Origin of the sequence: Micromonospora noduli (assembly GCF_003264475.1) — a bacterium.
Lineage (GTDB): Bacteria > Actinomycetota > Actinomycetes > Mycobacteriales > Micromonosporaceae > Micromonospora > Micromonospora noduli.
The window spans coordinates 266,251-289,554 of sequence record NZ_PYAC01000042.1; the positions used below are offsets into that span (position 1 = coordinate 266,251).

Here is a 23,304-nt window from a genome sequence, read left to right on the forward strand (position 1 = left end):
TCAGACGCCCGCCGGGTAGGTTTCCATCTCGCCGGGGGCCGCTGGCACCGGTAGCGGGTGCAGGGCCGTGGTGTCGTCGCACCAGATGAAGGCGTCATAGCGGTCGCCGAGCCGGGTGGGCACGTAGTTGCCCCAGGACTCGAACGACGGGTCGTAGACGACCCCGATCGCCCGGTGGTCAACGGTCTCGGTGACCCAGCCCGGCTGGTCGTCACCGCCGAAGATCAGCACCGCCCGCTCCGGCATCAACTCGTGCAACCGCCGCTCGATCGAGCCCTCCCGAGCCGGGGGCACCACCATCGCCTCGGGCGGCGAGCCCCAGCGGGGCGCGGCGATCACCGTGCCGCGGTAGCTGCCGAAGCCGACCAGGGCCACCGCGTCCTCGCCGTGCCGCTCCCGGGCCAACTGACCAATGTTGATCATCCCGTCGGCGGCCATGTCCGTGGCCCGCGCATCCCCGACGTGCGTGTTGTGCGCCCAGACGATGCCCCGGGCGTCGGGACCGTAGCGGTCCAGCAGCCGGTCCAGGGTGTCCTGCATGTGGGTGTCGCGGATGTTCCACGAGTCCGGCCCGCCGGCCACCATCGCCCGGTAGTACCGCTCGGCGCCGGCCACCACCTCCGCGTTCTGCCAGGCCGAGAAGCGGTCCGGCCCGTCGGAGAGGGCGTGTTCGCGGGTCCGGGCGAGCAACCGGACAACCTCCTCCTCGCACCGGGCGGAGACGAACCGGCTGGCCGCGCCGTACTCCTCGACCCTCTTGCCGTACGGCTCGAAACACCGGTACGCGTCCTGCGCCGCCTCCAGCGACTTCGGGTCCTCCTCCCCCAGGTAGTCGAAGATCGCCTGCATCGACTCCCAGAGGCTGTACACGTCGAGGCCGTGGAACCCGGACCGTTGCTCCTCCGGCCGCTCCACGTTCCAGGCCCGCAGCCAACTGGCGAACCGGGCCACCTCGGCATTGGCCCACATCCAGGTCGGCCATCGCTCAAACTGGTTGAGTGCGACCTGCGGTTCGAGCGCGCCGCCCGGCGCAGCCGTCACCGACCGGTGCACCCGGTCGCAGTCGGGCCAGTCACCCTCCACGGCGACGAAGGAGAAACCGCACTCCGCGATCAACCGGCGGGTGAGCTGCTCGCGCAACCGGTAGTAGTCGTAACTGCCGTGGGTGGACTCACCGATCATCACCACCCTGGCGTTCCGGACGCGCTCCAGCAACGGGTCGAAATCGCTCGGCGCGCCGAGCCGCTGAACCAGCATGTCAGCGGCTACCCGGCCGCCGTTGCGGCAAACCGCGCGCGCGTCGCGGGCGACACGCCGGCCGCCGGGCCGTCGTGGGCCCCAACCAAGCCGGTGTACGACCACCGCGAGCGGGTAGCCGGCCGACATGACCGTCACCGGGGTTCAGTTGCAGGAGTACCTCGCCGGGCTCGACTACCCGGTCTCCCGCGAGGACCTGATCCGCTGGGGTCAGGAGAACGGGGCCAGCACGGCGATGTTGCAGATGCTCCAGGCCCTACCACCCGAGCAGTTCAACTCCCCCGACGAGCTGAACGCCGCCCTCTCCACCCCCACCTGACCGGCCCAACCCCGCCCGGCCCCGGCCCGGCCCGAGCCTGGCCCGGGGATCAAGAGGTTTGCGTCATGCCGAGCGGTGTGCCGTGACGCAAACCTCTTGATCAACCTGGGCTGGCGGGGTGGGGGTGGGGTGGGGTTAGGGGATCTGGATTGTGCGGGCTTCTGCTCGGGCGGTTTCGGCGGCGGCGAGGATGGCGACGACCTCGCGGCCGAAGCGGACGTCGCAACGGTGGTCCCGGGTGCCGGCCTGAACCTGCTCGACGAGCTGGTCGATGGCGACGCCGAACGCGGTGGCGGCGTCGTTCTCGCCGAACGGGACGTTCTCGATGCCGTTCTCGCCGTAGAACACGAACTCCCGGGCCATCGACTCGGTCGGGGCATCCAGGGAGAGCGAGGCGCTGCTCGTGGCACCGCCCTCGTGGGTGAGCAGCAGATGCACCATCCCGCTCGGGCCGTCCATCGCCGCCACCTGCGTCACGCGGCCCAGCACCGGCAGGAGGATGGAGAGCGCGTGCGGGGCAATGTCCCAGAGCGCCCCGTGCTCCCGACGCCACAACGAGCCGCCGTACGGGCTGCCGTCCTGGAAGATCGAGGCGAACGCGGTGGTCCGGCCGTGCTGCCAGCCCCCGGCGGCGGCGGTCGCGGCGAGGAACGCGGTCACGTTCGGCTGGAACCGCTGGGTGAAGAAGACGACCGAGGCGACCCCGGACTCCTCGGCGGCGGCCACGACCCGGTCGGCGTCGGCCACGCTGAGCGCCAGCGGCTTGTCCAGCAGCAGGTGTCGACCGGCGCGGGCGGCCCGGACGGCGATGTCGGCCTGGATGTCCGGCGGCAGCGCGACGGCGATCGCCTCGCACTGCTCGATCAGCGCGTCGACGTCGGCGTAGGCGGGCACCCCGTACCGTTCGGCCAGCGCGGAGGCCCGCTCCGGGTTGCGACCCCACACACCGACGAGCTCCGCGTCGGGATGTGCGTGCAGCGCCTTCCCGTGCGTCTCGATCGCCCAGTGACCGGTGCCGAACAAGCCGAACCGCAGCACGTGTACCTCCGCTGTTTCCCCGCACCGCGGCAACGCCACGGACGTGATCCACGCTAGTCGCCCGGGCGGCCATGACGGCGGCGGGTTCGACCAATCGAAGCAGCTCACCTTCATTTCCGGGTCGGTGGTCGAGCTACCGCCCGGCTGTCGGCGCAGCGGTCCGCCCGTGGTCTGCCGGCACCGCCTGCACCGCTCTCGGTAGCGTCAGGTCCGATCGCCGCCAGACGCACCAGGTGCGGCGAGGCAGTCTCGACGGCATGCAGAGCACGAATCCAGCGACCACCAGCGGTGTCGCGACGTTCGACCACTGGTACGACTTCACCGAGGGCGGCCCGGTGCACCGCGCGCTGCTGCCGTTTCCGTCGACAGCGCCCGCCCCGTTCGAGGTCGCTCGCTGGTCGGTGGCCCCGAACACCTCAAACGACCTCGACGTCCATCGGTCTCGTGAGGTGTGGATCATCGTGTCCGGGACGGGAACCTTGACGTTCGCCGACCAGACGGGCGTCCTGCGGGCCGGCGACGTCGCGGCGTTCGACAGCAGGGTGCCGCACCAGATTCGGAACGACGGACCGGACCCGCTCGTTGCCATCTCCGTCTACTGGCTGCAAACAGACGACTGACGCCCACCCGAGAGGCGTGGGCACCGGGACTGCGGGCACCTCGACGGGCGCGCGTCACACGCGGAGAGGCAGGGCACCCCTTTACTACGACGGTTAGTAGGCTGTGCCGGTGACCGAGGCAACGACCGGGTGGTGCCGGTGACCAGCGTGGGCGCCGACTCTCCGGTGAACGGGATCGTCGCGACCGTGCCGATCGTGCTGTCGCTGCTCGTGGCGGTGTGGGCACTGGTGGCGGCGGTACGCCACCGGCCGCCGGACCGGGTGCAGTTCGTCGGTCTGGCCGTACTCGAAGTGGCGTTGCTGGTGTTGAGCGTGCTGGCGCTCGTCGCGGTCGGCGGCGGGGATCGGCCCGGCGAGCCCGGCGCCTTCTTCGGCTACCTGGTCACGCTGGTGTGCCTGCCGCCACTGGCCTGGGTGCTGGCCCGGATGGAACCGACCCGCTGGGGCTCGGCGATCGTGTGCGCGGTCTGCCTGGTGGCCCCGGTGGTGGTGGTCCGGTTGCAGCAGACCTGGGAGGTGCTCGGTGGTTGAGACAGGATCGGCTCGGCAGCGTACGAACTCCGGCCCGGGTCGGCTGTTGATCGCGGTCTACCTGCTCTTCGCGATCGCGGCGACGAGTCGGGCGGGTCTGCAGCTCGCCACCAAGTTCGACGAGGCGCCGGTGGCGTACCTGCTCTCCGGGGTGGCCGCGCTCATCTACATCGTGGCGGCGGTGGGGTTGGCCCGCGCCGGGCACACCGGCCGTCGGGTAGCGCTGGCGTGCTGCTCGGTCGAGCTGGTCGGTGTGGTCGCGGTCGGCATCCTGAGCCTGGTCGACAAGGACCTCTTCCCGGACGAGACGGTCTGGTCGCAGTTCGGCAGCGGGTACGGCTACATCCCACTGGTGCTGCCGGTGCTCGGCCTGATCTGGCTCTGGCGCACCCGCCGCGCACCCGCCTGATCCGCCGCACCCGCTGACCCGCCGCGCACCTGCGCCCGATCGGGCGCAGACCGGCGACGAGGGCGCCGGCTCACCTGCCGGAGCGCCCTCGTCGAAAGTACGGGTCAGTCCCGTGGGCCACCCGCGACGTAGATGACCTGACCGGAGACGAAGCCTGCGCCCTCGCTCGCCAGGAACGAGATGGTGTGCGCGACGTCCTCCGGCCGGCCCGGGCGACGTACCGGGATCTCGGCGGCGGCGTGCTTCTGGAAGTCCTCGAAGTCGACCTTCATGCGGGCCGCGGTGGCCGCGGTCATGTCGGTGACGATGAAGCCGGGCGCGACCGCGTTCACTGTCACCCCGAACGGGCCCAGCTCGATGGCGAGCGTCTTGGTGAAGCCCTGCAGACCGGCCTTGGCGGCGGCGTAGTTCGCCTGGCCCCGGTTGCCCAGCGCGGAGGTGCTGGAGAGGTTGACGATCCGCCCCCACTTCCGGTCCACCATGTGCTTCTGGGCGGCCTGGCTGAACAGGAACGCGCCGCGCAGGTGCACGCCCATCACCGTGTCCCAGTCGGCGTTGGTCATCTTGAACAGCAGGTTGTCGCGGAGCACACCGGCGTTGTTGACCAGCACTGTGGGTGCGCCCAGCTCGGCGGCGACCCGGCTCACCGCCGCCTCGACCTGGTCCCGGTCGGACACGTCGGCGCCCACCCCGAGCGCCCGGCCACCGGCACCGGCGATGGCGTCCACCGTCTCCTTGGTGGCCGCCTCCTCGATGTCGACCACGGCGACAGCCATTCCGTCGGCGGCCAGCCGTCGGGCGGTGGCCGCGCCGATGCCGCGTGCGGCTCCGGTGACGATGGCGACGCGGGACTCCTCCGACATGATTACCTCCCGGTAACTTGGGGTCGATCGGAGGAGCTTAACCTCAACAGGCCGACCCTCGGCATAGGCGAATCCACCGGTATCCGTAGCCGGAGACCTTCACCGCACCGAGCTTGCCCAACTCTCCGTAGCCACGGTCGGCGAGCACGTCGATCGGCAGGTCGGCCTCCGGTTCGAGGCTGCTGAGATCCACCTCGACGTCGTCGGTGCCCAGGTTGTGCACGAAGACCATCGTCCCGGTCGGCCCGTCCGCCCGGTGCGTCAGCACGCCGGGCGGCACCGGCACGTCGATATGGCTGGTCGAGCCGGAGCCGATCTCCGGCGCCTCCCGCAGCGTACGGATCATGCGCTCGAACCAGGCGAGCAGCGACTTGGCGTCGCTGCGCTGGGCGGTGACGTTGACGTTCTGGTAGCCGAACTCACCCTTGTCGATCACCGGGCGGACCAGCTTCTCCGGGTCCGCCGTGGAGAAGCCGGCATTCGGCTGGTACGACCACTGCATCGGCGTACGGATCGCGTCCCGACCGCGCAGCGACAGGTCCTCGCCCATCCCGATCTCCTCGCCGTAGCGCAGAACCGGCGTGCCGCGCATCGAGAACTGCAGGGCGTACGCCAGCTCGATGCGCCGTCGGTCGTTGCCGAGCATCGGGGCGAGCCGGCGACGGATGCCCCGGTCGTAGATGCGCATGTTCTCGTCCGGGCCGAACTCGGCGTACACCTGGTTGCGCTGTTCGGTCGTCAGCCGGGACAGGTCGATCTCGTCGTGGTTGCGCAGGAAGGTGGCCCACTGCCCGCCGACCGGCAGCTTCGGGGTGTCGTGCAACGCGTCGATCAGCTGCTCCGGGTCCTGCCGGGCCAGGGAGAGCATGAGTCGACCGTTGAGCATGAAGTCGAAGAGCATGTGGATCCGGTTGCCGGAACCGCTGGCGTCGCCGAAGAACGTCGGTAGCTGGTCCGGCTCGACGTTCGCCTCGGCCAGCAGGACGGCGTCGCCGCGACGCCACTGGATGTGCTGGCGCATCTCGGTGAGGAACTCGAAGTCCTTCGGGGAGTTCGGGTTGCCCGGCTCGGTCAGCTCGATGATGAACGGCACCGCGTCCATCCGGAAGCCGGAGACGCCGAGCTGGAGCCAGAACGACATGATCTTCTTGATCTCGTCCCGGACCTGCGGATTGGCGAAGTTGAGGTCCGGCTGGAACTTGTAGAACCGGTGGTAGAACCACGCCTTGGCGGTCCGGTCGTAGCTCCAGGTCTCGTTCTGCTCGCCGGGGAAGACCATGCCCTGGTGCCGGTCGTCCGGTTCGGTGTCGGACCAGACGTACCAGTCCCGGTAGGGCGAGTCCGGCGAGGAGCGGGCGGACTGGAACCACGGGTGCTCGTCGGAGGTGTGGTTGACCACCAGGTCGATGATCACGCGGATGCCCCGGTTCTGCGCCTGGTGCAGCAGCTCGGCGAAGTCGCCCAGCGTGCCGAAGCGCGGGTCCACGTTGTAGAAGTCGGTGGCGTCGTAGCCGTCGTCGCGGTTGGGCGACGGGTGGATCGGGTGCAGCCACAGGCAGGTCACCCCGAGTCGGGCCAGGTAGTCCAGCCTCCCGATCAGCCCACGGATGTCACCGACCCCGTCGCCGTCGGAGTCGGCGTACGTGTCGATGTCGAGGCAGTAGACGACGGCTTCGGAATACCAACGGTCACCCATGCCGAAGGAACATCTCCGTTCGATCACCGCGGCAAACCCGTCCGGCGGGCGCCGGGCGGCGCGCGGCGTTAGTTACCGTGCCGGTCATGGAGAACGACCTCGTACCGCCGAGCGAACTGTTGGACTGGTCCCGGGGCAGCTGGCTGCACCCGCCGGTACGCGTCGAGGAGGGCCCGGCCGGCGAGTTGGTCGTCGAGCCGGCCGCGGACAGCGACTTCTGGCGTCGGACCAGCTACGGCTTCGTGCACGACAACGGCCCGGCCCTGCTGGCGCCGCTGCCGGTGGGAGCCGCCATGGAGGTGAGCTTCCGGCTCGACTTCTCGGCGCAGTTCGACCAGGCCGGTGCGTTCGTCCGCGTCGACGAACGGACCTGGACCAAGGCCGGTGTGGAGATCAGCGACGGCGAGGTGCAGCTCGGCGCGGTGGTGACCCGGGAGTTCTCCGACTGGTCGGTGGGGCCGGTGCCGGAGTGGGCGGGCCGGGAGGTGACAGTCCGGGTCAGCCGGGCCGGCGACGCGCTGACCATCCGCGCCCGGGTCGACGACGAGCCGTGGCAACTGGTCCGGCTCGCCCCGCTGGACCCGACGGCCGAGGCCGTCGCCGGCCCGTTCTGCTGCGCGCCGTCCCGCGCCGGTCTGACAGTGGTGTTCACCGGTTGGCGGCAGGGACCGGCGGACACCGCACTGCACCCGGAGCACTGAGTGCAGGTGTAGTTCGGGGCCCGCTGGGTATGACCCTCCGATCCCCGACAGCCGACCGGAAGGACGACCATGGCGTACGCCCAGGCTGGCGACCCGTCCGAGTTCACCGGGTTGACCGGCTGGGTGGCCTCGGTGATCGAGGTGATGGGCCCGGTCGGCGTGGCGCTGCTGGTGGCGCTGGAGAGCATTGTTCCGCCGATCCCCAGCGAGATCGTGCTGGCGCTCGCCGGTTTCCTGGCCCACGAGGGCAAGTTCAACGTCGTCGTCGTGGTGCTGGCCGCGACGGTCGGCTCGCTGGTCGGCGCGTTGGTGCTCTACTGGCTGGGCGCGGCGCTGGGCGAGGAGCGGCTCAAGCGCTGGCTGGACCACATCCCGTTGGTGGACAGCGACGACCTGGAGAAGGCCGACAAGTGGTTCGAGCGGCACGGTCGGTGGGCGGTGCTGATCGGCCGGGTGGTGCCGGTGGTCCGCAGCCTGGTTTCCGTGCCGGCCGGGGCCAACCGGATGCCGCTGGGTGAGTTCATCCTGCTCACCACCATCGGCAGCGGGGTGTGGAACGGTCTCATCGTGGGCGCGGGTTACGCGCTCGGGAGCCGTTGGCAGGACGTCGAGCGCTACAGCGACTGGTTCAACTACGCGATCGTCGCCGTCTTCGTCGTGATGGTGGCCAGTTGGGTGATCCGCAAGGTTCGCAAGCGTCGGGCACGCGACGACCGGCGGTCGGTGACCGCCGGTCGCTGATCCGCGTCCCGCTCAGCCGAACTGGGCGCTGATCGACGTGAACTCCCACGTGTTCTGTGCGATGCCGGAGCAGTTGGAGACGACGCCCCCGCCCGGACACGGCCGGTCCCGGTTGACCGACCAGAACGTGAACCGGCTCAGCCCGCGTGCCTTCGCCCAGTCACGGACCTGGGTCCAGGTGGCCGGTGAGGTCAGCTCCTGCTGGTCGGAGAGCCCGTTCATCCCGGAGATGCCCATGTGGGCGTACGCCGTCGCGTCGGACCAACCGAAGGCCGTCTTCAGCGTGTTCTTCAGCCCCTCGGCGGCGTTGACGGTGCTCTGGTACATGTTGGCCCCGCCACCAAAGTCGAACGGCATGATCGTGAAGGTGTCGATGTTGACGCCCAGCGCGGCGGCCTGGTTGATCAGCCGGGTGCCGTAGTACGACGGGCCGGTGGTCGTGGTGCCGAACGTGATGATGGTCTTCAGCCCCGGGTTGTTCTGCTTGACGATCTTCAGCGCGCCGAGGATCCGGTCCTGCACGACCTCGTTCTCGAACTCGTCGCTGTTCTCGATGTCGATGTCGATCGCCTTGAGCCCGAACGCGTTGATCACCTGCTGGTACGCCCCGGCCAGGGCACTGGCCGATGAGCAGTTCGGGCCGAGCTTGTTGCCGCTCCAACCGCCGATGGACGGGATCACGTCGCCGCCGGCCGCCCGGATGGCCGCGATGGTGTTGGCGTGCGCGCCCCCCGTGAGCGGGCCACCGCCGTCCCAGGCCGGGGTGCAGCCACCGCCGGAGAGCACGAACGCGATGGTGAACCACTTCACGCCGGTCGCCGACATGACCGTCGCCGGGGCGGGCGGGTCACCCCAGCCCGGGTAGAGGTAGGGGGCGACGGCCATCGAACCGCCGCCACCGGTGCACCCGGTGGTGCTCGCGGCGACCGCCGTCGACCGCGCCGACTCCCCCGCGGAGTTGTACGCGGCGACCGTGTAGCTGTGCGCCGAGCAGGCGGCCAGGCCGGAGACGGTCGTCGAGGTGCCGGTGACGGTGGCGCGGACCGTCGAGCCCTCGTACACGCGGTAGCCGGTCACCGTGCCGCCGACGGCGTTCCAGGCCAGCGAGACCGCCGAAGCGGTGGTGCCGGTGACGCGCAGGCCGCCCGGAGTGCCGGGGGCACCTGGTGGGGTGGTCGGGCCGCCCGCGCAGGGCGAACCGTTGACAGTGCAGTTGGTGGGGTCACCGGTGCCGGCGACGATGAAGCCGAACGAGGTGCTCGCGCCAGCCCCCAGCGCGCCGTTCCAGGACTGGTTTCGGGCGGTCACGTGCTGACCCGAACTGCTCACCAGGGCGTCCCACGCCGACCCGACCGTGCTGCCGGCGGGCAGGTCGAACTGAACGTCCCAGGAGGTGATTGCCGTGGACGTGTTGTTGGTGACGGTGAACTTCGCCTCGTACCCGCTGCTCCAGCTGCTGGTGCGGGCGAAGGCGGCGGTGGCGGCGGACGCGGCCTGCGGTGCCACGACGGTGGCCGCCACAAGTGCGGCGGCCAGCGCGACGGCGAAGGTCGCCGCGCGGGGGGATCGGAGTTTCATGGTGGCCTCCAGGGACCGGTGTGGTGGGGGGTTTCGCCTGCGTCGTCGAGCGGCGCTCGGCGCGGGCGGATGGTGCCGATGCCCTGCGCGGCCGGGCGGGGTGCCGGCCGCGCAGGTGGTGGCGCCGACGCCGGTGCGGGCGTCGGCACTGCTCAGGGCAGGGTGTCCAGGTGCGGGGCCACAGTGCGGGCGAAGCCGTTGCCGTTGCTGACGTCCCAGTTCACCGACCAGGTCATCGCGCCCCGGATGCCGGGATAGGTGCGCGGCGGCCGGAAGCTGCCGCAGTTGGTGCCCCGGGCCAGGCAGTCCAGGGCGGCGTTGACCACGCTGGGCGCGACGATGCCACCGCCGGCCGCCCCCGCTCCGGCGGGCAGGCCGAGACCGACCTGGTCGGGGCGCAGCCCGGCCTCCAACTGGATGCAGGCCAACGCGACGATGAAGTTCACGGTGCCCTGGCCGTACGCGGCGTTCTGGTCGCAGCCGAGCATCGCGCCAGAGTTGTAGTACTGGGTGTTGACGACGGTGAGGATGTCCTTGATGTCGAGCGCCAGCTTGAAGTAGCCACCGGCCGGGTTCTGCATGTCGATGGTCTGCGGCGCCATCGCGATGATCAGCCCCGACCCGACAGTGGCCCGCAGCGCGCGTAGCGCCTGCGCCATGTATGTGGGGTTGAGCCCGTTCTCCAGGTCGATGTCGATCCCGTCGAAGCCGTAGCGGGCGATCAACGCGGCGGCCGTGTCGGCGAACGCGGTGGCCGAGGCGGCGTTGTTCACGGTGACCCGGCCGGTCTCGCCACCGACGGAGAGGATGACCCGCTTGCCCCGGCTGTGCAGGGTGCGCACGTCGGCGGTGAAGTCCGCGTCGGTGTAGCCGCCCAGCGCGGCGGCCAGGCCGGGGTCGATGCCGAAGGTGAGCGCTCCCGGCGTCGCGGTGGCCTCGGCGAAGGCGACCGCCACCAGGTCGTACTCGGCGGGCACGTCGCGTAGCCGCAGCTCGACGGCGGGGTTGTCGAAGTTGTGCCAGTAACCGGTGAGCAGGTGCTTCGGCAGTCCACCGGTGGGCGGGTCGGTCGGCGGGGTCGTCGGGGGCGGCGTGGTGGGCGGTGGGGTGGTGGGCGGCGGCGTGGTGGGCGGGGTGCCGCCGCCGCAGGACGCGCCGTTGAGCTGGCAGCCGCCCGGTGAGCCGGAGCCGCTGGCCAGGAAGCCGAAGGAGACCGACGCGCCCGGGGCGATCGTGCCGTTCCAGGACCTGTTGGTGAAGGTGTGCCGCTGGCCGGACGAGCTGAGCAACGCGTCCCAGTAGCTGCCGAGGGTGGTGCCGGACGGCAGGTCGAAGGCGAGGCTCCAGCCGTTGATGGTCGAGCTGCCGCCGTTGGTGATGGTGTACTTCCCCTCCCAGCCGGAGCCCCAGTCGGCGGTCTTGACGAAGCCGGCGGTGGCCCCGGCGGCGTACGCGGGCAGCGCCACCCAGGCCGCGCCGAGTGTCGCCGCCAGGGCGGCGACGAGGGACAGGACAAGGGATCTGGCAGGCTTCATGCGACCCTCCACGCCCGGCAACGGGCATCCATGGACGTCAACGTCACTGCTAATTATTAAGACAGTTAACTGTTTCTGTCCAGGGGTGGCCCGGGTGAGCGGACCTCCCGTCGCGCGGGCGGCGCGACGGGAGGCCGCAGGGCGTCCGCCTCAGCGGCGGAAGGTGAACCAGTTGACGTTGACGAAGTCGTTGGGCTGGCCGCTGGTGAAGGTGAGATAGACGGTGTGCCGGCCCGTCACCCCGCCGCCGACGTTGCCGGGCACCGAGCGCCAGCTCTGCCAGCCGCCGGTGTTGCCGACCGCGAAGCTGCCGATGGGAGCCGCGGTCGGGCTGTCCAGCCGCACCTCCACCAGACCGCTCACCCCGCCCGCCGCGCCGGACGCGACCCGGGCCACGAAGTCGCGAGGCCCGCTGGAGCCGAACTCGACGCCGTCGTAGCGCGCCCAGTCCCCGTTACGCAGGGCGGCGATGTTCTGCCCGCCCTCGGCGCACGCCTCGACAGCCACCCCGTTCTGGGCGTTGAACGACTCGGCCTGGAGCTGCCCGTACGCGTCCCTCGTCCCGCCCGGCGGCGGGGTGGTCGGCGGCGGCGTGGTCCCGCCACCCCGGCGGTACACGGCCACGTAGTCGACCAGCATCGGTCGACCCGGGATGGTCGCCGCGGTCGGCGTGCCGCTGCCGGCCACCCCGTTCGGGAAGGCGCCGCCCATCGCCACGTTGAGCAGCAGGAAGTAGCCGGCGTGCGAGGTCATCTGCGACCAGGCTGACGCACCGACCTGACTCTGCGTCACGGTGTGGTAGAGCTGCCCGTCGACGTACCAGCGCAGTTGCTGGGGACTGATCGAGGCGTCCCACTCGAACCGGTACGTGTGGAACGCCGACTGGCAGCTGGCGCCCGGGCAGGCCCGGGACGCACCGAGGCCGTTCGACTCGTTGCAGGGTCCGCCCGGGGCCACGCCGCAGTGCAGCACGCCCCAGACGGAGTTGATGCCGTTGACGTTCTCCATCACGTCGAACTCGCCGATGCCCGGCCAGTTCTGGTAGTTGCCCCGGTAGGGCGCGCCCAGCGCCCAGAACGCCGGCCAGTAGCCGGACGCCGCCGCACCTGTGACGTTCGGCATCTGGATCCGGCCCTCGATCGCCAGCACGCCGCCAGCCGGGGCCTTGAAATCGCTGCGCACGGTCTCGATCCGGGCGGAGGTCCAGCCTCCCCCTCCGTCGCGCAGCGGCGTGATCCGCAGGTTGCCGCCGCCGTCGTGGCTCACGTTGGCGGTGCTGGCGGTGTAGTTCTGGATCTCGCCGGTGCCCCAGTTGCCCGGGCCGCCCGGGTAGTTGTGCCCCGTGTCGATGATCCAGTTGGCGGCCGACGGCAGGGTGCCGGCCGCGCCGGTGAAGTCGTCGCTCCAGACCGTGCTCCAGCCGGCGGGCGGTGGCGGGACGGCGGCCTGCGCGGTCATGGTGACGCCGGCCAGGGCGATGGTGGTAGCTGCGAGCAGGACGGACGCCAACAGTCGGCGGCGGACGGGTGGGGCGGCGGTGACCGCCAGGGGAGGTGGCATTGACATGCCTCTCTGCGGGGGACGGATCGAGAGAGCGCTCTCTCAGAGTTGTACGTCCCGTCAACACAGTTGTCAACGTCGATCTGTGTCGGCCGCTGGAGTTGCCTGCGGGCGGCGGAGCACCGCCTGCTCAAGGGCCGACCACACGCTCGTGGTCACCAGGTAGATCACCGCGGCGAGCGGCAGCACCAGCGCCACCAGCACGGTCGTGAACGGCAGCAGGGGCAGCAGCCGGCCGAGCGTGGCCGCCCCCGGCCCCTCGGTCGGCGTACCGGCCACCGTGCCCACCGCCGCCGACGCCCGGCGGGCCCGCCGGGACGACCACCAGGCCACCACCAGCAACACCAATAGCAGTACGCCGAACAGCGGTCCGGCCGCACCGGCCAGCCCGTCGCTGAGATGGTGACCCAGTGGCACGCCGGCCAACCGCTCGTCCAGCAACCCGGTGCCGCCCTCACTGGTGCTGAACAACCGGTACAGCACCAGCAGGAACGGTGCCTGGATGAGCAGCGGCAGGCAGCCGGCGATCGGGTTCGCGCCGGCCTCGCGGTACAACGTGAACACCTCGCGCTGAAGCGTCGCCGGGTCGTCCGCGTACCGCTTCTGAAGGTCACGCACCTGTGGGGCGAGCGCCGCGCGGCGCCGCTCGCCACGGACCTGCGCGACGGTCAGCGGCGAGATCAGCAGGCGGACGGCGACGGTGAAGAGCACGATGGCGGCGGCGGTCGCTCCGCCGCCGGCCAGTGGTTCGAGCAACTCGGTGAGCCAGGACAACGCGCTGCCGGCAGCGGCGACAGTGTCGTGCAGTGGTGCGAAGGCAAGCATGGGAAACCCCTCGGTCCGATTCCGGTGAGGCCCTCCCCCCGGCGGTATCCGCTCAGCAAGGGGGGCCGGTGACGGCGGGATCGGCCGCGCGGCGGCGAGGCGCTACGCGGCCGAGGGGCGCCCCGGGGCACGGGGACGAGGACGACCGGCCGCATCCGGGTCGATCTGGCGAGGCATTCGGCGACTTCGGGAGCGGGCCCGCAGGCCGGCCCACCGCGGCCCGGCACCGGGCGCGCCCGCCCGGTCGTGCACCCGGGCCGCCAGCACCACCGCGAGCAGCACCAGTGCGGTCAACGCGGCGCCCGCCAGCAGGTCGGCCGGTCGGCCCGCGAGCACTGTGAGCTGGGCGTACGCGGACATCCACGCGACCCCGACATAGCCCAGCAGCACCGGCACGGGCTCAGCATAGGACCCGCTGTCACGTCATCCAGCCGAATCCGGCGGCCCGCCCCGAGTACGACCCGCCGCCGCCACGTTTCCCGGCATCGCCACGTTGGGTAACCAACGGCGGACCAACGCGGACGGACCGCGGACGGCAGGAACGGACGGGTGATGTCGATGACCGGTCAGGTGGCGGAGGCGCCCAGCGACATGGCTGCGGCGACCGGGTTGCTCACCGTGGGTGTCGAGGAGGAGTTTTTGCTCGTCGACCCGCACACCGGGGCCGCGGTTCCGGCCGTGGACCTGGTCATGGAGCAGGTGCCGGCCGAACTTCGCGGGCAGGTCGAGCGGGAGTTCCAGACCAGTCAGATCGAGATCGGCAGCCCGCCCGGCCTGGAGCTCTCGTCGATCCGGCACTCCCTCGGGGTCCTGCGTCGGGCGCTCTCCGACGCCGCCGAGAAGGCCGGCGTACGCCTGCTCGCCATCGGCACCGGCCCGGTGGACGGCCCGGTGCCGCCGGTGGTGGACAAGCCCCGCTTCGACCGGATGATCGAGCGCTTCCGGCTGCTCGTCCCCGGCCCCGGCAACAACGGCATGCACGTACACGTCGGGGTGCCCGACCCGGACACCGGCGTGCAGGTGCTCAACCACGTACGGCCGTGGCTGCCGATGCTGCACGCGGTGACCACCAACTCACCGTTCTCCCGGGGCGAGGACACCGGCTACGCCAGTTGGCGCTCGGTGGAGTGGGAGCGCTGGCCGTCGGTGGCGCCGACGCCGTTCCTGGAGTCGCACGAGCACTACCAGCGACTGATCCGCCAGTTGATCTCCAGCGGGGTGATGCTCGACGAGGGGATGCTCTACTGGTACGCCCGCCTGTCGGCGAAGTACCCGACGGTGGAGCTGCGGATCGGCGACGTCTGCCCGTCGGTGGACGACGCGGTGCTGGTCGCCGCGCTGGTCCGGGCGCTGGTGGCCACCGCCATGGCGGATGTCGAGGCCGGCCGGCCGGCGTTGCAGACCGACCACCACCTGCTGGTCGGCGCGCACTGGCGGGCCGCCCATGACGGGCTGGAAGGCGAGGCCGTCGACGTCACCAACGGCGAGCTGCGCCCGGCGTGGGAACTGTTGGACCGGTTCGTGGAGCGGATGCGGCCGGCGCTGGAGCAGCACGGCGACTGGGCCGAGGTGACCGACCTGCTGGGTGGGTTGCGCCGGCACGGCAGCGGCGCGGCGCGGCAGCGCGCGGTGTTCGAGCGCACCGGCCGACTCACCGACGTGGTGCAGGACGTCGCACGGCAGACCCGCGGCTGATCACCGCGTGACAGGATGAACCCGTGGCGCAACGGCTGATCGTCATCGGCGGGGACGCCGCCGGAATGTCGGCGGCGTCCCAGGCCCGACGCCGCCGTGACCGCGGCGACCTGGAGATCGTGGTCTTCGAGCGGGGCCACTTCACCTCCTACTCGGCGTGCGGCATCCCGTACTGGATCAGCGGCCTGGTGCCCGGCCCCGAGGCGTTGATCGCCCGGGGCCCGGAGACGTTCCGCACCGAGTACGCGATGGACGTCCGGATGCGCCACGAGGTCACGGCCATCGACCTGGAACGCCGCGAGGTCGTGGCACGGGACCTGAAGGGCGGCGGCGAGGTCCGCGAACGCTTCGACGACCTGATGTACGCCACCGGCGCGGTGCCGGTGAAACCGTCGTGGGCGATCACCGACGCGGGCGGCGTGTTCGGCATGCAGACCCTCGACGACGGTGCGGCGCTACGCGACTGGTTGGACGCCGACCCGCAGCCGCGCCGGGCCGTGGTGGTCGGCGGCGGGTACATCGGCGTCGAGATCGCCGAAGCCCTGATCCAACGCGGCCTCTCGGTGACCCTGGTCGAAGCCGGCGAGCAGCCCATGTCGACTGTCGACAGCGACATGGGCGAGCTGGTCGCCGAGGCGATGCGCGGCCTCGGCATCACAATCCGCGGCAGCCTGCCGGTGAGCGGCCTGGAGGAGCGGGACGGCCGGGTGTCCGCCGTGGTCACCGCCGAGGGGCCGATTCCGACCGACGTCGTGGTCATGGGTCTGGGCGTACGCCCCAACACCGCGCTCGCGGAAGCGGCCGGGCTGCCCCTCGGGCCGACCGGCGCGATCCGGGTGGACCGCCGGATGCGGGTGCCCGGGCACCCCGGGGTCTGGGCGGCCGGTGACTGCGTGGAGACCCTGCACCGGGTCAGCGGATTGCCGGTGCACGTGCCGCTCGGCACGCACGCCAACAAGCAGGGCCGGGTCGCCGGAATCAACATCGGTGGCGGGTACGCCACCTTCACGGGCGTGATCGGCACGGCGGTGACAAAGGTCTGCGACCTGGAGGTGGGTCGGACGGGTCTGCGCGAGCGCGACGCCACGGCTGCCGGTTTCGAATTCGTGTCGGTGATCGCCGAGTCGACCAACCGGGCCGGCTACTACCCGGGTGCCCGGCCGATGACGGTCAAGCTGATCGCCGAGCGTCCCAGCGGCCGGTTGCTCGGCGCGCAGATCGTCGGTTGGTCCGAGGCTGCCAAACGGATCGACTCGCTGGCCGTGGCGCTGTGGAACGGCATGACGGTGGACGATATGACGCAGCTGGACCTGGGCTACGCTCCGCCGTACGCGCCGGTGTGGGATCCGGTGCTCATCGCCGCCCGAAAAGCGGTCGACGCGCTCGCCGCCCTCGACCGTTGACCCGCGCCCGCCGTGGAGGACCACCCCGTGACCCAGACCCCGACCCGGCCGACCGTGCGTCGGCGTCCCACGATGGTCGACGTGGCCCGGCGGGCCGACGTCAGCCTGAAGACGGTCTCCCGGGTCGTCAACGACGAGCCGGTGGGGCAGGAGTTGGTCGGCCGGGTGCTGGCCGCGATCGCCGAGCTGGGCTTCCGGCGCAACGACATCGCTCGTAACCTGCGCTCCCGGCAGCTCAACGCCACCGTCGGGCTGCTGATCGAGGAGATCGCCAACCCGTTCTACGCGACCATCGCCAGCGTCGCCGCCGAGATCGCCGCCGCCCACGGCACCATGCTGATCACCGCGTCGTCGGAGGAGGACCCGGAGCGGGAACGCGCCCTGCTCCAGGACTTCACCCAGCGTCGGGTCGACGGCCTGCTTGTGGTGCCGGCGGGGCTCGACCACTCGTTCCTGCGTCGCGAGGTCGAGCTGGGCATGCCTGTGGTGTTTTTGGACCGGCCGCCGCAGGGGCTGCAGGCCGACGCCGTGCTGTTGGACAACCGGGGCGGCAGCCACGCCGGGGTGAGCGCGCTGCTCGACGAGGGGCACCGACGGGTGGGGCTGCTGCTGGGCGCTCCGAGCGTGCCCACGATGCGGGAGCGGCTGGCCGGGGCACGGGCGGCGCTGGACGCTGCCGGGGTCGAGCCGGACGAGTCGTTGATCCGTGAGCGGCTCATCGCTCCCGAGGAGGCCGGCCGGGCGGTCGCCGCGCTGCTCGACCTTCCGGAGCCGCCCACCGCGTTCTTCTGCGCCAACAACCGGCTCACCGTCGGCGCGCTCCAGGAGCTGCACCGGAGGGGCAGTGACGCCGCGCTGGTCGGCTTCGACGACTTCGAGCTGGCCCACCTGATGCCCCGACCGCTGACCGTCGTCGCGTACGACACCCGGGAGCTGGCGAGGGTCGCCACCGAGCGACTGTTCCAACGAGTAGCCGGCGACGACACCCCACCCTCCACCACGGTCCTGCCCACCAGACTGCTGAAGCGCGGCCTGGCCTAAGCGGCCTCGAGCAGTGCTTCCACCTCGGCGCGGGTCGGTGGGTTGGCGCCTCGGCGGGCGCAGGTCAGCGCGGCCACAGTGGCGGCCTGTCGGAGCACCGCACCCCACTGCGGCCCGGTCACTGCGGCGAGCCGGTCGGCCGGGCGGTCGCCGAGCGCGTCGAGGTCGGCCAGTGCGGCCAGCAGGCCACCGGTGAACGAGTCGCCGGCACCGACGGTGTCGACCACCGTGGTGCGGACCGCCGGCTCCTCGTGCAGCGAGCCGTCCGGCGCGAGCAGCCAGGCGCCATCCCCGCCCCGGGTCACCACGGCGCAGGACACACCGGCCGTACGCCATTCGGTCATCACGTCGGCCACCGAACGGTCCGGGTAGAGCCAGGCCAGGTCCTCGTCGCTGGCCTTGACCAGGTGCGCGAGGCGAATCTGCCGGCGTACCCGCTCCTGCTCCGCCGCCCGGTCGGTGACGATGCTCGGGCGCAGGTTGAGGTCGATGGAGACGGTGAGCCCGTCGCGCTGACGTTCCCGGGCGAGCAGGCCCTCCAGCGCCTCCGCGCCGGGTGCCAACGCGAGCGCCAGGGAGCCGCTGTGCAGCGCGATCGCCGGTGACCCGGCCAGCTCGGGCAGCTCCTGCGGCGTCCACTGCCAGTCCGCGGCACCGGCCAGCCGGAACTCGTAGCTGGCCTGCCCGGCGGCGTTCAGAGTGGCCACCGCCACCGACGTGGGCTCCTCGGCGCGCACCGCCCACTCCAGGTCCACCCGGTTGGCGCTCAGATGCTCGACGAGTTGCCGACCGTAGTCGTCGCTGGCGAGCCGGGCCAGCAGCCGTACCGGCTGGTCGAGCCGGGCCAGGGTGACCGCGACGTTCGCCGGGGAGCCACCGGGCACGGCCCGCTGCCCCTCGGCGGTGACGACCAGGTCGATCAGCGCCTCACCCGCGACGACGATCACGCGGTCACCTCCCCCGGTGCGAGCGGGCCGGGGCCCCCGAGCCCGTCGGCCGCGCGGGACAGCAGTACCGCCTGGTAGGCGTGGTAGACGTCCGGTCGGCCGTGCCAGACCGTGTCGGCGGGCAGGTTCTGCGCGTCCAACTCGTGCCGCCATCCGGTCTGGTCGATGAGACTGCGGCGGGCGTACGCCCAGAAGACCCGGTACCAGTCGAGGTAGACCGTGTCCCCGGTACGGCGGTGCAGAGTGATCGCCGCGCCGATGGCCTCGGCGAGAACCCAGTGCATCCGGGAGCGCACCACCGGCCGGTCGTCCCAGTCGATGGTGTAGACGAAGCCGTCCGCGCCGTCGACCGCCCAGCCGCGCCGCACGGCCGCGGCGAACAGGGCGCGGGCGTCGGTGAGCAGCCAGCGGGGTGGCTGCGGCAGCACCGCCTCCAACTCCAGCAGCAGCCGGGCCCACTCCAGCCAGTGCCCGATCGTGGAGCCGTACGGTCGGAACGGGTCGGCGGGCTGGTCCCGGTTGTAGTCGGGCAGCGGCGTCCAGTCGGTGGTGAAGTGCTCGGGCAGCCGCCAGTCGTGTCGGGCCGCCTCACCGTGCACGAGGTGGGTGGCGATCCGCAGGGCCCGGTCGGCCCAGCTCGCGTCGCCGGTGGCGGCGGCAGCGGCGAGGAAAGCCTCGACCATGTGCATGCTGCTGTTGGCGCCCCGGTAGTCCTCGGTGACCGTCCAGTCCCGGTTCCACGATTCGCGGACCGCGCCGGCGTCGTCGTCCCAGAACCGGTCCCGCACGACGGTCAGCACGTCGGCGAGCAGCCGGTCCGCGCCGGGCCGTCCGGCGCGCGCGGCGCTGGAGGCGGCGAGCAGCACGAACGCGTGGTCGTAGCCGGCCTTGCGGTCGTTGACTGGCACTTCCTGCTGGTCCACCGCGCCGAACCAGCCGCCGTACCTGTCGTCACGCAGCAGCGTGCTGAGCGCGGCGATCCCGTGGTCGACCAGGGCGGCGGCGTCCGGATCGCCGTTGCGGTGGGCGAGGGCGGCCACGTGGGTCATCCGGCAGGTGATCCAGGTGTGGATCGGTTCGCCGCGATCCGGGGTGCGGTCGTCGGTGAGCCACCAGAAGCCGCCCTCGGGCCGGACCGAGCGGCGGGCGGTGTCGAGCAGCGTCCGGGTCTGGTCGACGAGGAACTCGTCCAGATCGGGCAGGTCTGGTGACCCCACCGGAGCAGGGGTCGTTGCGGCGTCGGATCGGGGCACGTCGGTCATTTCAGCTGGTCACCGTCGGGTAGGAAAGGGACATACGGCCAGGATCGGCGGACGGACCGGGTCCGCGCCGCAAAACCGCCAACGGTACGCCACGAATCGACTGGCCAGGGTCGGCACGCGGCGGGAGGCTTTTCCTCCCATTTGCCCGTTGACATCGTTGTCACCGTTCAACCCTGCTCTGGCAGCCGGCCGACTGTCAATTCCGGCTGCGTCACACCGCGACGGGGACGGCCGCCCGGCTGTTGCGACGTCCGCGCCCCCACATCCATCAGGCGCCCCCGAGGTCGACCAGGCCGATCTCGGCGGGGGGAAGGTCTTGGACGTCCGGGCCAGCACGCAGGCCATCGAGCATGAGGGTCAGATAGCGGTCCACGCTGCGCTGGGTGAGCTCGGCGCGTAGGCCGGGTAGTGGCCGCAGCAGCAGCGCCATCATGAGGGTCAGGTCGCCGGCGTCCACGTCGGGACGCAGGTCGCCGTCGGCTTGGGCGCGGCGGACGAGCCGGTCGAGGATCTTCAGCAGGGCTTGACGGAGCCGCTGCTCCTCGGGCTCGGCGTGCAGCTCTTCCCAGGTGCTGGTGAACCAGATCGACAGCCAGGTGGCCAGCCTCAGCTCGGCGGCTGCGCGGCGGACGAAGCGTGCGAGCGCCTGCCACGCGTCCGGCTCCTCGTCTTCGGCGTCGCGAGCGATGGCGACTACGCGGTCGAAGCCGTCCAGCGCGACCCCGCGCACCAGAGCCTCACGGTCGGGGAATCGGCGATAGAGGGTGGCGGCCCCGACACCGGCGCGGCGGGCCACCTCCTCCATCGGCACTTCGACACCGCGTTCGGCGATGAGTGCGCGGGCCGCCTCGATGATCTGCTCGCGGTTGTGCCTGGCGTCCGCCCGGAGCCTGGGGCTCTCGTTCTCCACCTGACCAGTATACGGATGCGACTCTCTCACTTACACTTCCTAAACGGAGGAACTTCCCTCACTTAGGAGGCCGATGATGGACATAAGGGCAGCGATGAGGCAGACGTTGCACAGAATCGGGCACCACGGGCGCGTCGCAGCCGACGTGGAGACGCTGTTCGCACTGCATCAGGCCTGGCGGCACGCCGTGCCGTACGAGAACCTCGACATCCAGCTCGGCCGGCCGATCGGTCTCGATGCGGAGGCGCTCTTCGACAAGCTCGTGCGGCGGCGGCGCGGCGGTTACTGCTACGAGCAGAACGCCGGCCTGGCCATGCTGCTACGTCTGGCCGGCTTCCAGGTGACGATGGTGGAGGCCGCAGTCACGCGCGCTACCCGCGGCGAGGCGATGTGGGGCAACCACAACGCTCTGCTGGTCGACCTCGGTGGCCGAGGCTGGCTGGCCGACGCCGGCATCGGCGACGGATTCGTCCAGCCGCTGCCGATGCGGGAGGGGCCCCACATTCAGGGAAGCCTGACCTACCGGCTTGAGCGGCTCGATCCGGATACCTGGCGCTTCCACCACCACCCCGGCGGAACCATCGCCTCCTACGACTTCCGCTTGCGGCCACGGGAGATCGGCGACTTCGCCGCCCACTCCCGGGAGATGTCCACGTCCCCCGCCTCGGCGTACGTCACCACGCTCATGGCCGCTCGGCCGAGCGCGGACCACACACTGGTCCTGCTGTCCCGGACGCTGCGCCGGTTGGGCGCCGACGCCAGCACCCCCCACACGATCGCCGACGTCGACGAGTTCGCCAGAACGCTGTCCACTGACTTCCTCGTACCCCTCGACGACCTCGGCCCGGACGGCATCGCCCACCTCTGGCACAAGACAGGCACCCAGGACGACCTGTGGCGCACACGCGTCCGCAACACCACCTGAGCAACCGGGACGGCCCTCGACGTCGGCGCAGCCGGGTGTCGTGACGGTCGTTCCCCCTCACCTACCCGGCACCTCGGCCGGGCTGTGTTCAGTAGTAGTCGTCGATCGGCTGGCGTGCCTCGTCGAACAGCGCCGGCCCCTCGTAGCGGACCGGGGGCAGCGGTGGGGTGGCCGGCTTGACCTCCTCGAACTGCTCGGTGGACAGCGCGTACACCACCCGCCCGAGGCCGGACCGGTCGATCGCCGTCGCGCACATCGCGCAGGGCTGGCAACTGGTGAACATGGTGGTGCCGGCGGCGACCTCGGGGGAGAGTTCCCGAGCCGCCCAGCGGGCCAGCTTCAACTCCGGATGGGCGCTGATGTCCGCGTCGGAGACCACTGTGTTGTGGTCCTCGATCAGGACGACGCCGGCCGCGTCGACCAGCAAAGAGCCGAACGGCCGTTCGCCGGAAGCCCCCGCCCGCCTCGCGATTTCCACTGCGTGGCGGAGAAACTTCTCGTCGTCGGGGGTCATCGGTCCTCCTGGGTTGCGTGATGTGCGGCCACGGCCGCAAGGGTCCGCCAGGCGCGTTCGGGCTGGCGGATCTCGGTCAGGTCGCCGTTGAACGGGTCCAGCACCACCGTCTCCGCGCCGAGCGCACGAAGCTGGTCGAGGTCGGCGACGATCTGATCGATGGTGCCGACACCGGCGAGCCGGTCCGGGTCGGTGATCGGTTCCCGGGTCTCCTGAAGCGCGATCCGCGGCACCAACGCGGGCACCGGACGACCCAACTCGTCAGCGATGTCCGTCAGCCGTCCGACAGCCTCGGCCAGCCGTGCCGGCGTGACCCGCAGCGGGTGCCAGGCGTCACCGAGCAGTACCGCGCGCCGCATGCCGGCCTCGCTGTTGCCACCGACCCAGATCGGGATCGCAGCCGTGTCGTAGTCGTCGGTGTCCTGCCATGCCTCGCGCATGGTGTGCAGGTACTCGTCGGTCAGCGCCCCGCGCTGCCGGAACGGCACGCCGAGCGCCTCGAACTCCTGCCGGGCCCAGCCGACGCCGACACCGAGAACGAGCCGGCCGCCGCTGAGCCGGTTGAGGTTCGCCGCCATCCGGGCGGTGAGCAGCGGGTGCCGGTACGGGACGATGAGCACAGTGGTGCCCAGCCGAACCCGGCTGGTCACCCCGGCCAGCCAGGACAGCGTGGTGAACGGCTCGTAGAACGGCGCCGGATACTGCTCGGCCACGTCTGCGGTCACCACGATGTGATCGGAGACCATCAACAGGTCGAAACCGAGACCCTCCACCGTCTGCGCCCACCGACGCAGGACGTCGGGGTCGGTGCCCGGGGCGAAGTTCGGTACGTTCACGCCAATCTGCACCCGTCCACGCTAGCCACTGTGGACCGGTGTGTGAACGCCGTGGCCCGGCTGAATCACCTGGCAGCCGACACGAATCGCCGTACGAC

Annotated in this window: 24 protein-coding genes; 10 read left to right on the plus strand and 14 right to left on the minus strand. The window is 71.2% G+C overall.

The window, feature by feature from the left end; genetic code table 11:
• Entirely contained in the window at window positions 1-1,257 is a 1,257-nt protein-coding gene (locus MED15_RS30200) for an erythromycin esterase family protein (protein WP_112737675.1), read from the minus strand.
• A gap of 127 nt (window positions 1,258-1,384) precedes the next feature.
• Between MED15_RS30200 and MED15_RS30205 the strand changes: the two genes are divergently transcribed.
• Window positions 1,385-1,576, plus strand: a complete 192-nt coding sequence (locus tag MED15_RS30205; protein ID WP_091405965.1) for a DUF2795 domain-containing protein — start codon at window positions 1,385-1,387, stop codon at window positions 1,574-1,576.
• A 135-nt stretch (window positions 1,577-1,711) separates the two neighbouring features.
• Here MED15_RS30205 and MED15_RS30210 read toward each other — a convergent pair whose 3' ends face one another.
• Window positions 1,712-2,614 (minus strand): Gfo/Idh/MocA family protein, encoded by a 903-nt coding sequence (locus MED15_RS30210; protein WP_167457764.1) that lies wholly within the window; start codon window positions 2,612-2,614, stop codon window positions 1,712-1,714.
• Between the two features lie 257 nt (window positions 2,615-2,871).
• Here MED15_RS30210 and MED15_RS30215 point away from each other — a divergent pair, with 257 nt between their 5' ends.
• The 3 genes from MED15_RS30215 to MED15_RS30225 all read left to right on the plus strand — a co-directional run bounded on the left by MED15_RS30215 (window position 2,872) and on the right by MED15_RS30225 (window position 4,174).
• Window positions 2,872-3,234 carry a cupin domain-containing protein gene (locus MED15_RS30215; RefSeq protein WP_112725368.1) on the plus strand — a complete coding sequence of 121 codons (363 nt, stop codon included), beginning with the start codon at window positions 2,872-2,874 and terminating at the stop codon, window positions 3,232-3,234.
• A 138-nt stretch (window positions 3,235-3,372) separates the two neighbouring features.
• On the plus strand, window positions 3,373-3,765 hold the full coding sequence (locus MED15_RS30220; RefSeq protein ID WP_208646751.1) for a hypothetical protein: 393 nt from the start codon (window positions 3,373-3,375) through the stop codon (window positions 3,763-3,765).
• Window positions 3,758-4,174 (plus strand): hypothetical protein, encoded by a 417-nt coding sequence (locus MED15_RS30225; RefSeq protein ID WP_091405972.1) that lies wholly within the window; start codon window positions 3,758-3,760, stop codon window positions 4,172-4,174. The genes MED15_RS30220 and MED15_RS30225 overlap by 8 nt, the downstream gene beginning before the upstream one ends.
• A gap of 104 nt (window positions 4,175-4,278) precedes the next feature.
• On the opposite strand, the gene fabG is transcribed toward MED15_RS30225, so the two are convergent.
• Both fabG and MED15_RS30235 read right to left on the minus strand, forming a co-directional pair.
• Window positions 4,279-5,037 (minus strand): 3-oxoacyl-ACP reductase FabG, encoded by a 759-nt coding sequence (gene fabG, locus MED15_RS30230; protein ID WP_112583623.1) that lies wholly within the window; start codon window positions 5,035-5,037, stop codon window positions 4,279-4,281.
• Between the two features lie 43 nt (window positions 5,038-5,080).
• On the minus strand, window positions 5,081-6,733 hold the full coding sequence (locus MED15_RS30235; protein WP_112583624.1) for an alpha-amylase family protein: 1,653 nt from the start codon (window positions 6,731-6,733) through the stop codon (window positions 5,081-5,083).
• 86 nt (window positions 6,734-6,819) lie between these two features.
• On the opposite strand from MED15_RS30235, the gene MED15_RS30240 reads away from it, so the two are divergent.
• Together MED15_RS30240 and MED15_RS30245 are read left to right on the plus strand one after the other, a co-directional pair.
• Window positions 6,820-7,434 (plus strand): DUF1349 domain-containing protein, encoded by a 615-nt coding sequence (locus MED15_RS30240; protein ID WP_112583625.1) that lies wholly within the window; start codon window positions 6,820-6,822, stop codon window positions 7,432-7,434.
• A gap of 69 nt (window positions 7,435-7,503) precedes the next feature.
• Window positions 7,504-8,175: a DedA family protein gene (locus MED15_RS30245; RefSeq protein ID WP_112583626.1), complete on the plus strand. Its 672-nt coding sequence runs from the start codon at window positions 7,504-7,506 to the stop codon at window positions 8,173-8,175.
• Between the two features lie 12 nt (window positions 8,176-8,187).
• On the opposite strand, the gene MED15_RS30250 is transcribed toward MED15_RS30245, so the two are convergent.
• The 5 genes from MED15_RS30250 to MED15_RS30270 form a co-directional block, all read right to left on the minus strand.
• Window positions 8,188-9,753 carry a cellulose binding domain-containing protein gene (locus tag MED15_RS30250; RefSeq protein ID WP_112737567.1) on the minus strand — a complete coding sequence of 522 codons (1,566 nt, stop codon included), beginning with the start codon at window positions 9,751-9,753 and terminating at the stop codon, window positions 8,188-8,190.
• A gap of 152 nt (window positions 9,754-9,905) precedes the next feature.
• A complete protein-coding gene (locus MED15_RS30255) occupies window positions 9,906-11,288 on the minus strand; it encodes a chitinase (RefSeq protein WP_112737569.1) in 1,383 nt (460 codons plus the stop codon).
• Window positions 11,289-11,438: 150 nt separating this feature from the next.
• Window positions 11,439-12,854 (minus strand): carbohydrate-binding protein, encoded by a 1,416-nt coding sequence (locus MED15_RS30260; RefSeq protein ID WP_373861050.1) that lies wholly within the window; start codon window positions 12,852-12,854, stop codon window positions 11,439-11,441.
• A 66-nt stretch (window positions 12,855-12,920) separates the two neighbouring features.
• Window positions 12,921-13,673: a YidC/Oxa1 family membrane protein insertase gene (locus tag MED15_RS30265; protein ID WP_112730231.1), complete on the minus strand. Its 753-nt coding sequence runs from the start codon at window positions 13,671-13,673 to the stop codon at window positions 12,921-12,923.
• A 102-nt stretch (window positions 13,674-13,775) separates the two neighbouring features.
• Window positions 13,776-14,069: a DUF6412 domain-containing protein gene (locus MED15_RS30270; RefSeq protein WP_244220637.1), complete on the minus strand. Its 294-nt coding sequence runs from the start codon at window positions 14,067-14,069 to the stop codon at window positions 13,776-13,778.
• 156 nt (window positions 14,070-14,225) lie between these two features.
• Here MED15_RS30270 and MED15_RS30275 point away from each other — a divergent pair, with 156 nt between their 5' ends.
• From MED15_RS30275 to MED15_RS30285, 3 genes are all read left to right on the plus strand, one after another.
• Window positions 14,226-15,368: a carboxylate-amine ligase gene (locus MED15_RS30275; protein WP_373861176.1), complete on the plus strand. Its 1,143-nt coding sequence runs from the start codon at window positions 14,226-14,228 to the stop codon at window positions 15,366-15,368.
• Between the two features lie 23 nt (window positions 15,369-15,391).
• A complete protein-coding gene (locus MED15_RS30280; protein ID WP_112583631.1) occupies window positions 15,392-16,771 on the plus strand; it encodes an FAD-dependent oxidoreductase in 1,380 nt (459 codons plus the stop codon).
• A gap of 72 nt (window positions 16,772-16,843) precedes the next feature.
• Complete coding sequence (locus tag MED15_RS30285; RefSeq protein ID WP_112583783.1) at window positions 16,844-17,812, plus strand: LacI family DNA-binding transcriptional regulator; 969 nt, start codon at window positions 16,844-16,846, stop codon at window positions 17,810-17,812.
• Here MED15_RS30285 and MED15_RS30290 read toward each other — a convergent pair.
• From MED15_RS30290 to MED15_RS30300, 3 genes are all read right to left on the minus strand, one after another.
• Window positions 17,809-18,759 carry a carbohydrate kinase family protein gene (locus tag MED15_RS30290; RefSeq protein ID WP_112725363.1) on the minus strand — a complete coding sequence of 317 codons (951 nt, stop codon included), beginning with the start codon at window positions 18,757-18,759 and terminating at the stop codon, window positions 17,809-17,811. The genes MED15_RS30285 and MED15_RS30290 overlap by 4 nt on opposite strands.
• Window positions 18,756-20,021, minus strand: coding sequence for an AGE family epimerase/isomerase (locus MED15_RS30295; protein ID WP_112583633.1), 1,266 nt, complete (start codon window positions 20,019-20,021; stop codon window positions 18,756-18,758). The genes MED15_RS30290 and MED15_RS30295 overlap by 4 nt, the downstream gene beginning before the upstream one ends.
• Before the next feature lie 268 nt (window positions 20,022-20,289).
• A complete protein-coding gene (locus tag MED15_RS30300) occupies window positions 20,290-20,931 on the minus strand; it encodes a TetR/AcrR family transcriptional regulator (RefSeq protein WP_208646752.1) in 642 nt (213 codons plus the stop codon).
• Window positions 20,932-21,076: 145 nt separating this feature from the next.
• On the opposite strand from MED15_RS30300, the gene MED15_RS30305 reads away from it, so the two are divergent.
• The gene (locus MED15_RS30305; protein ID WP_167457765.1) at window positions 21,077-21,856 is read left to right on the plus strand and encodes an arylamine N-acetyltransferase family protein; all 780 of its coding nucleotides are present in this window, start codon (window positions 21,077-21,079) and stop codon (window positions 21,854-21,856) included.
• Window positions 21,857-21,944: 88 nt separating this feature from the next.
• On the opposite strand, the gene MED15_RS30310 is transcribed toward MED15_RS30305, so the two are convergent.
• Together MED15_RS30310 and MED15_RS30315 are read right to left on the minus strand one after the other, a co-directional pair.
• Complete coding sequence (locus MED15_RS30310) at window positions 21,945-22,370, minus strand: nucleoside deaminase (protein WP_091405997.1); 426 nt, start codon at window positions 22,368-22,370, stop codon at window positions 21,945-21,947.
• Entirely contained in the window at window positions 22,367-23,218 is an 852-nt protein-coding gene (locus tag MED15_RS30315) for an LLM class flavin-dependent oxidoreductase (RefSeq protein ID WP_112583634.1), read from the minus strand. Before MED15_RS30315 ends, MED15_RS30310 begins: the two co-directional genes overlap by 4 nt.
• Window positions 23,219-23,304 lie beyond the last annotated feature (86 nt).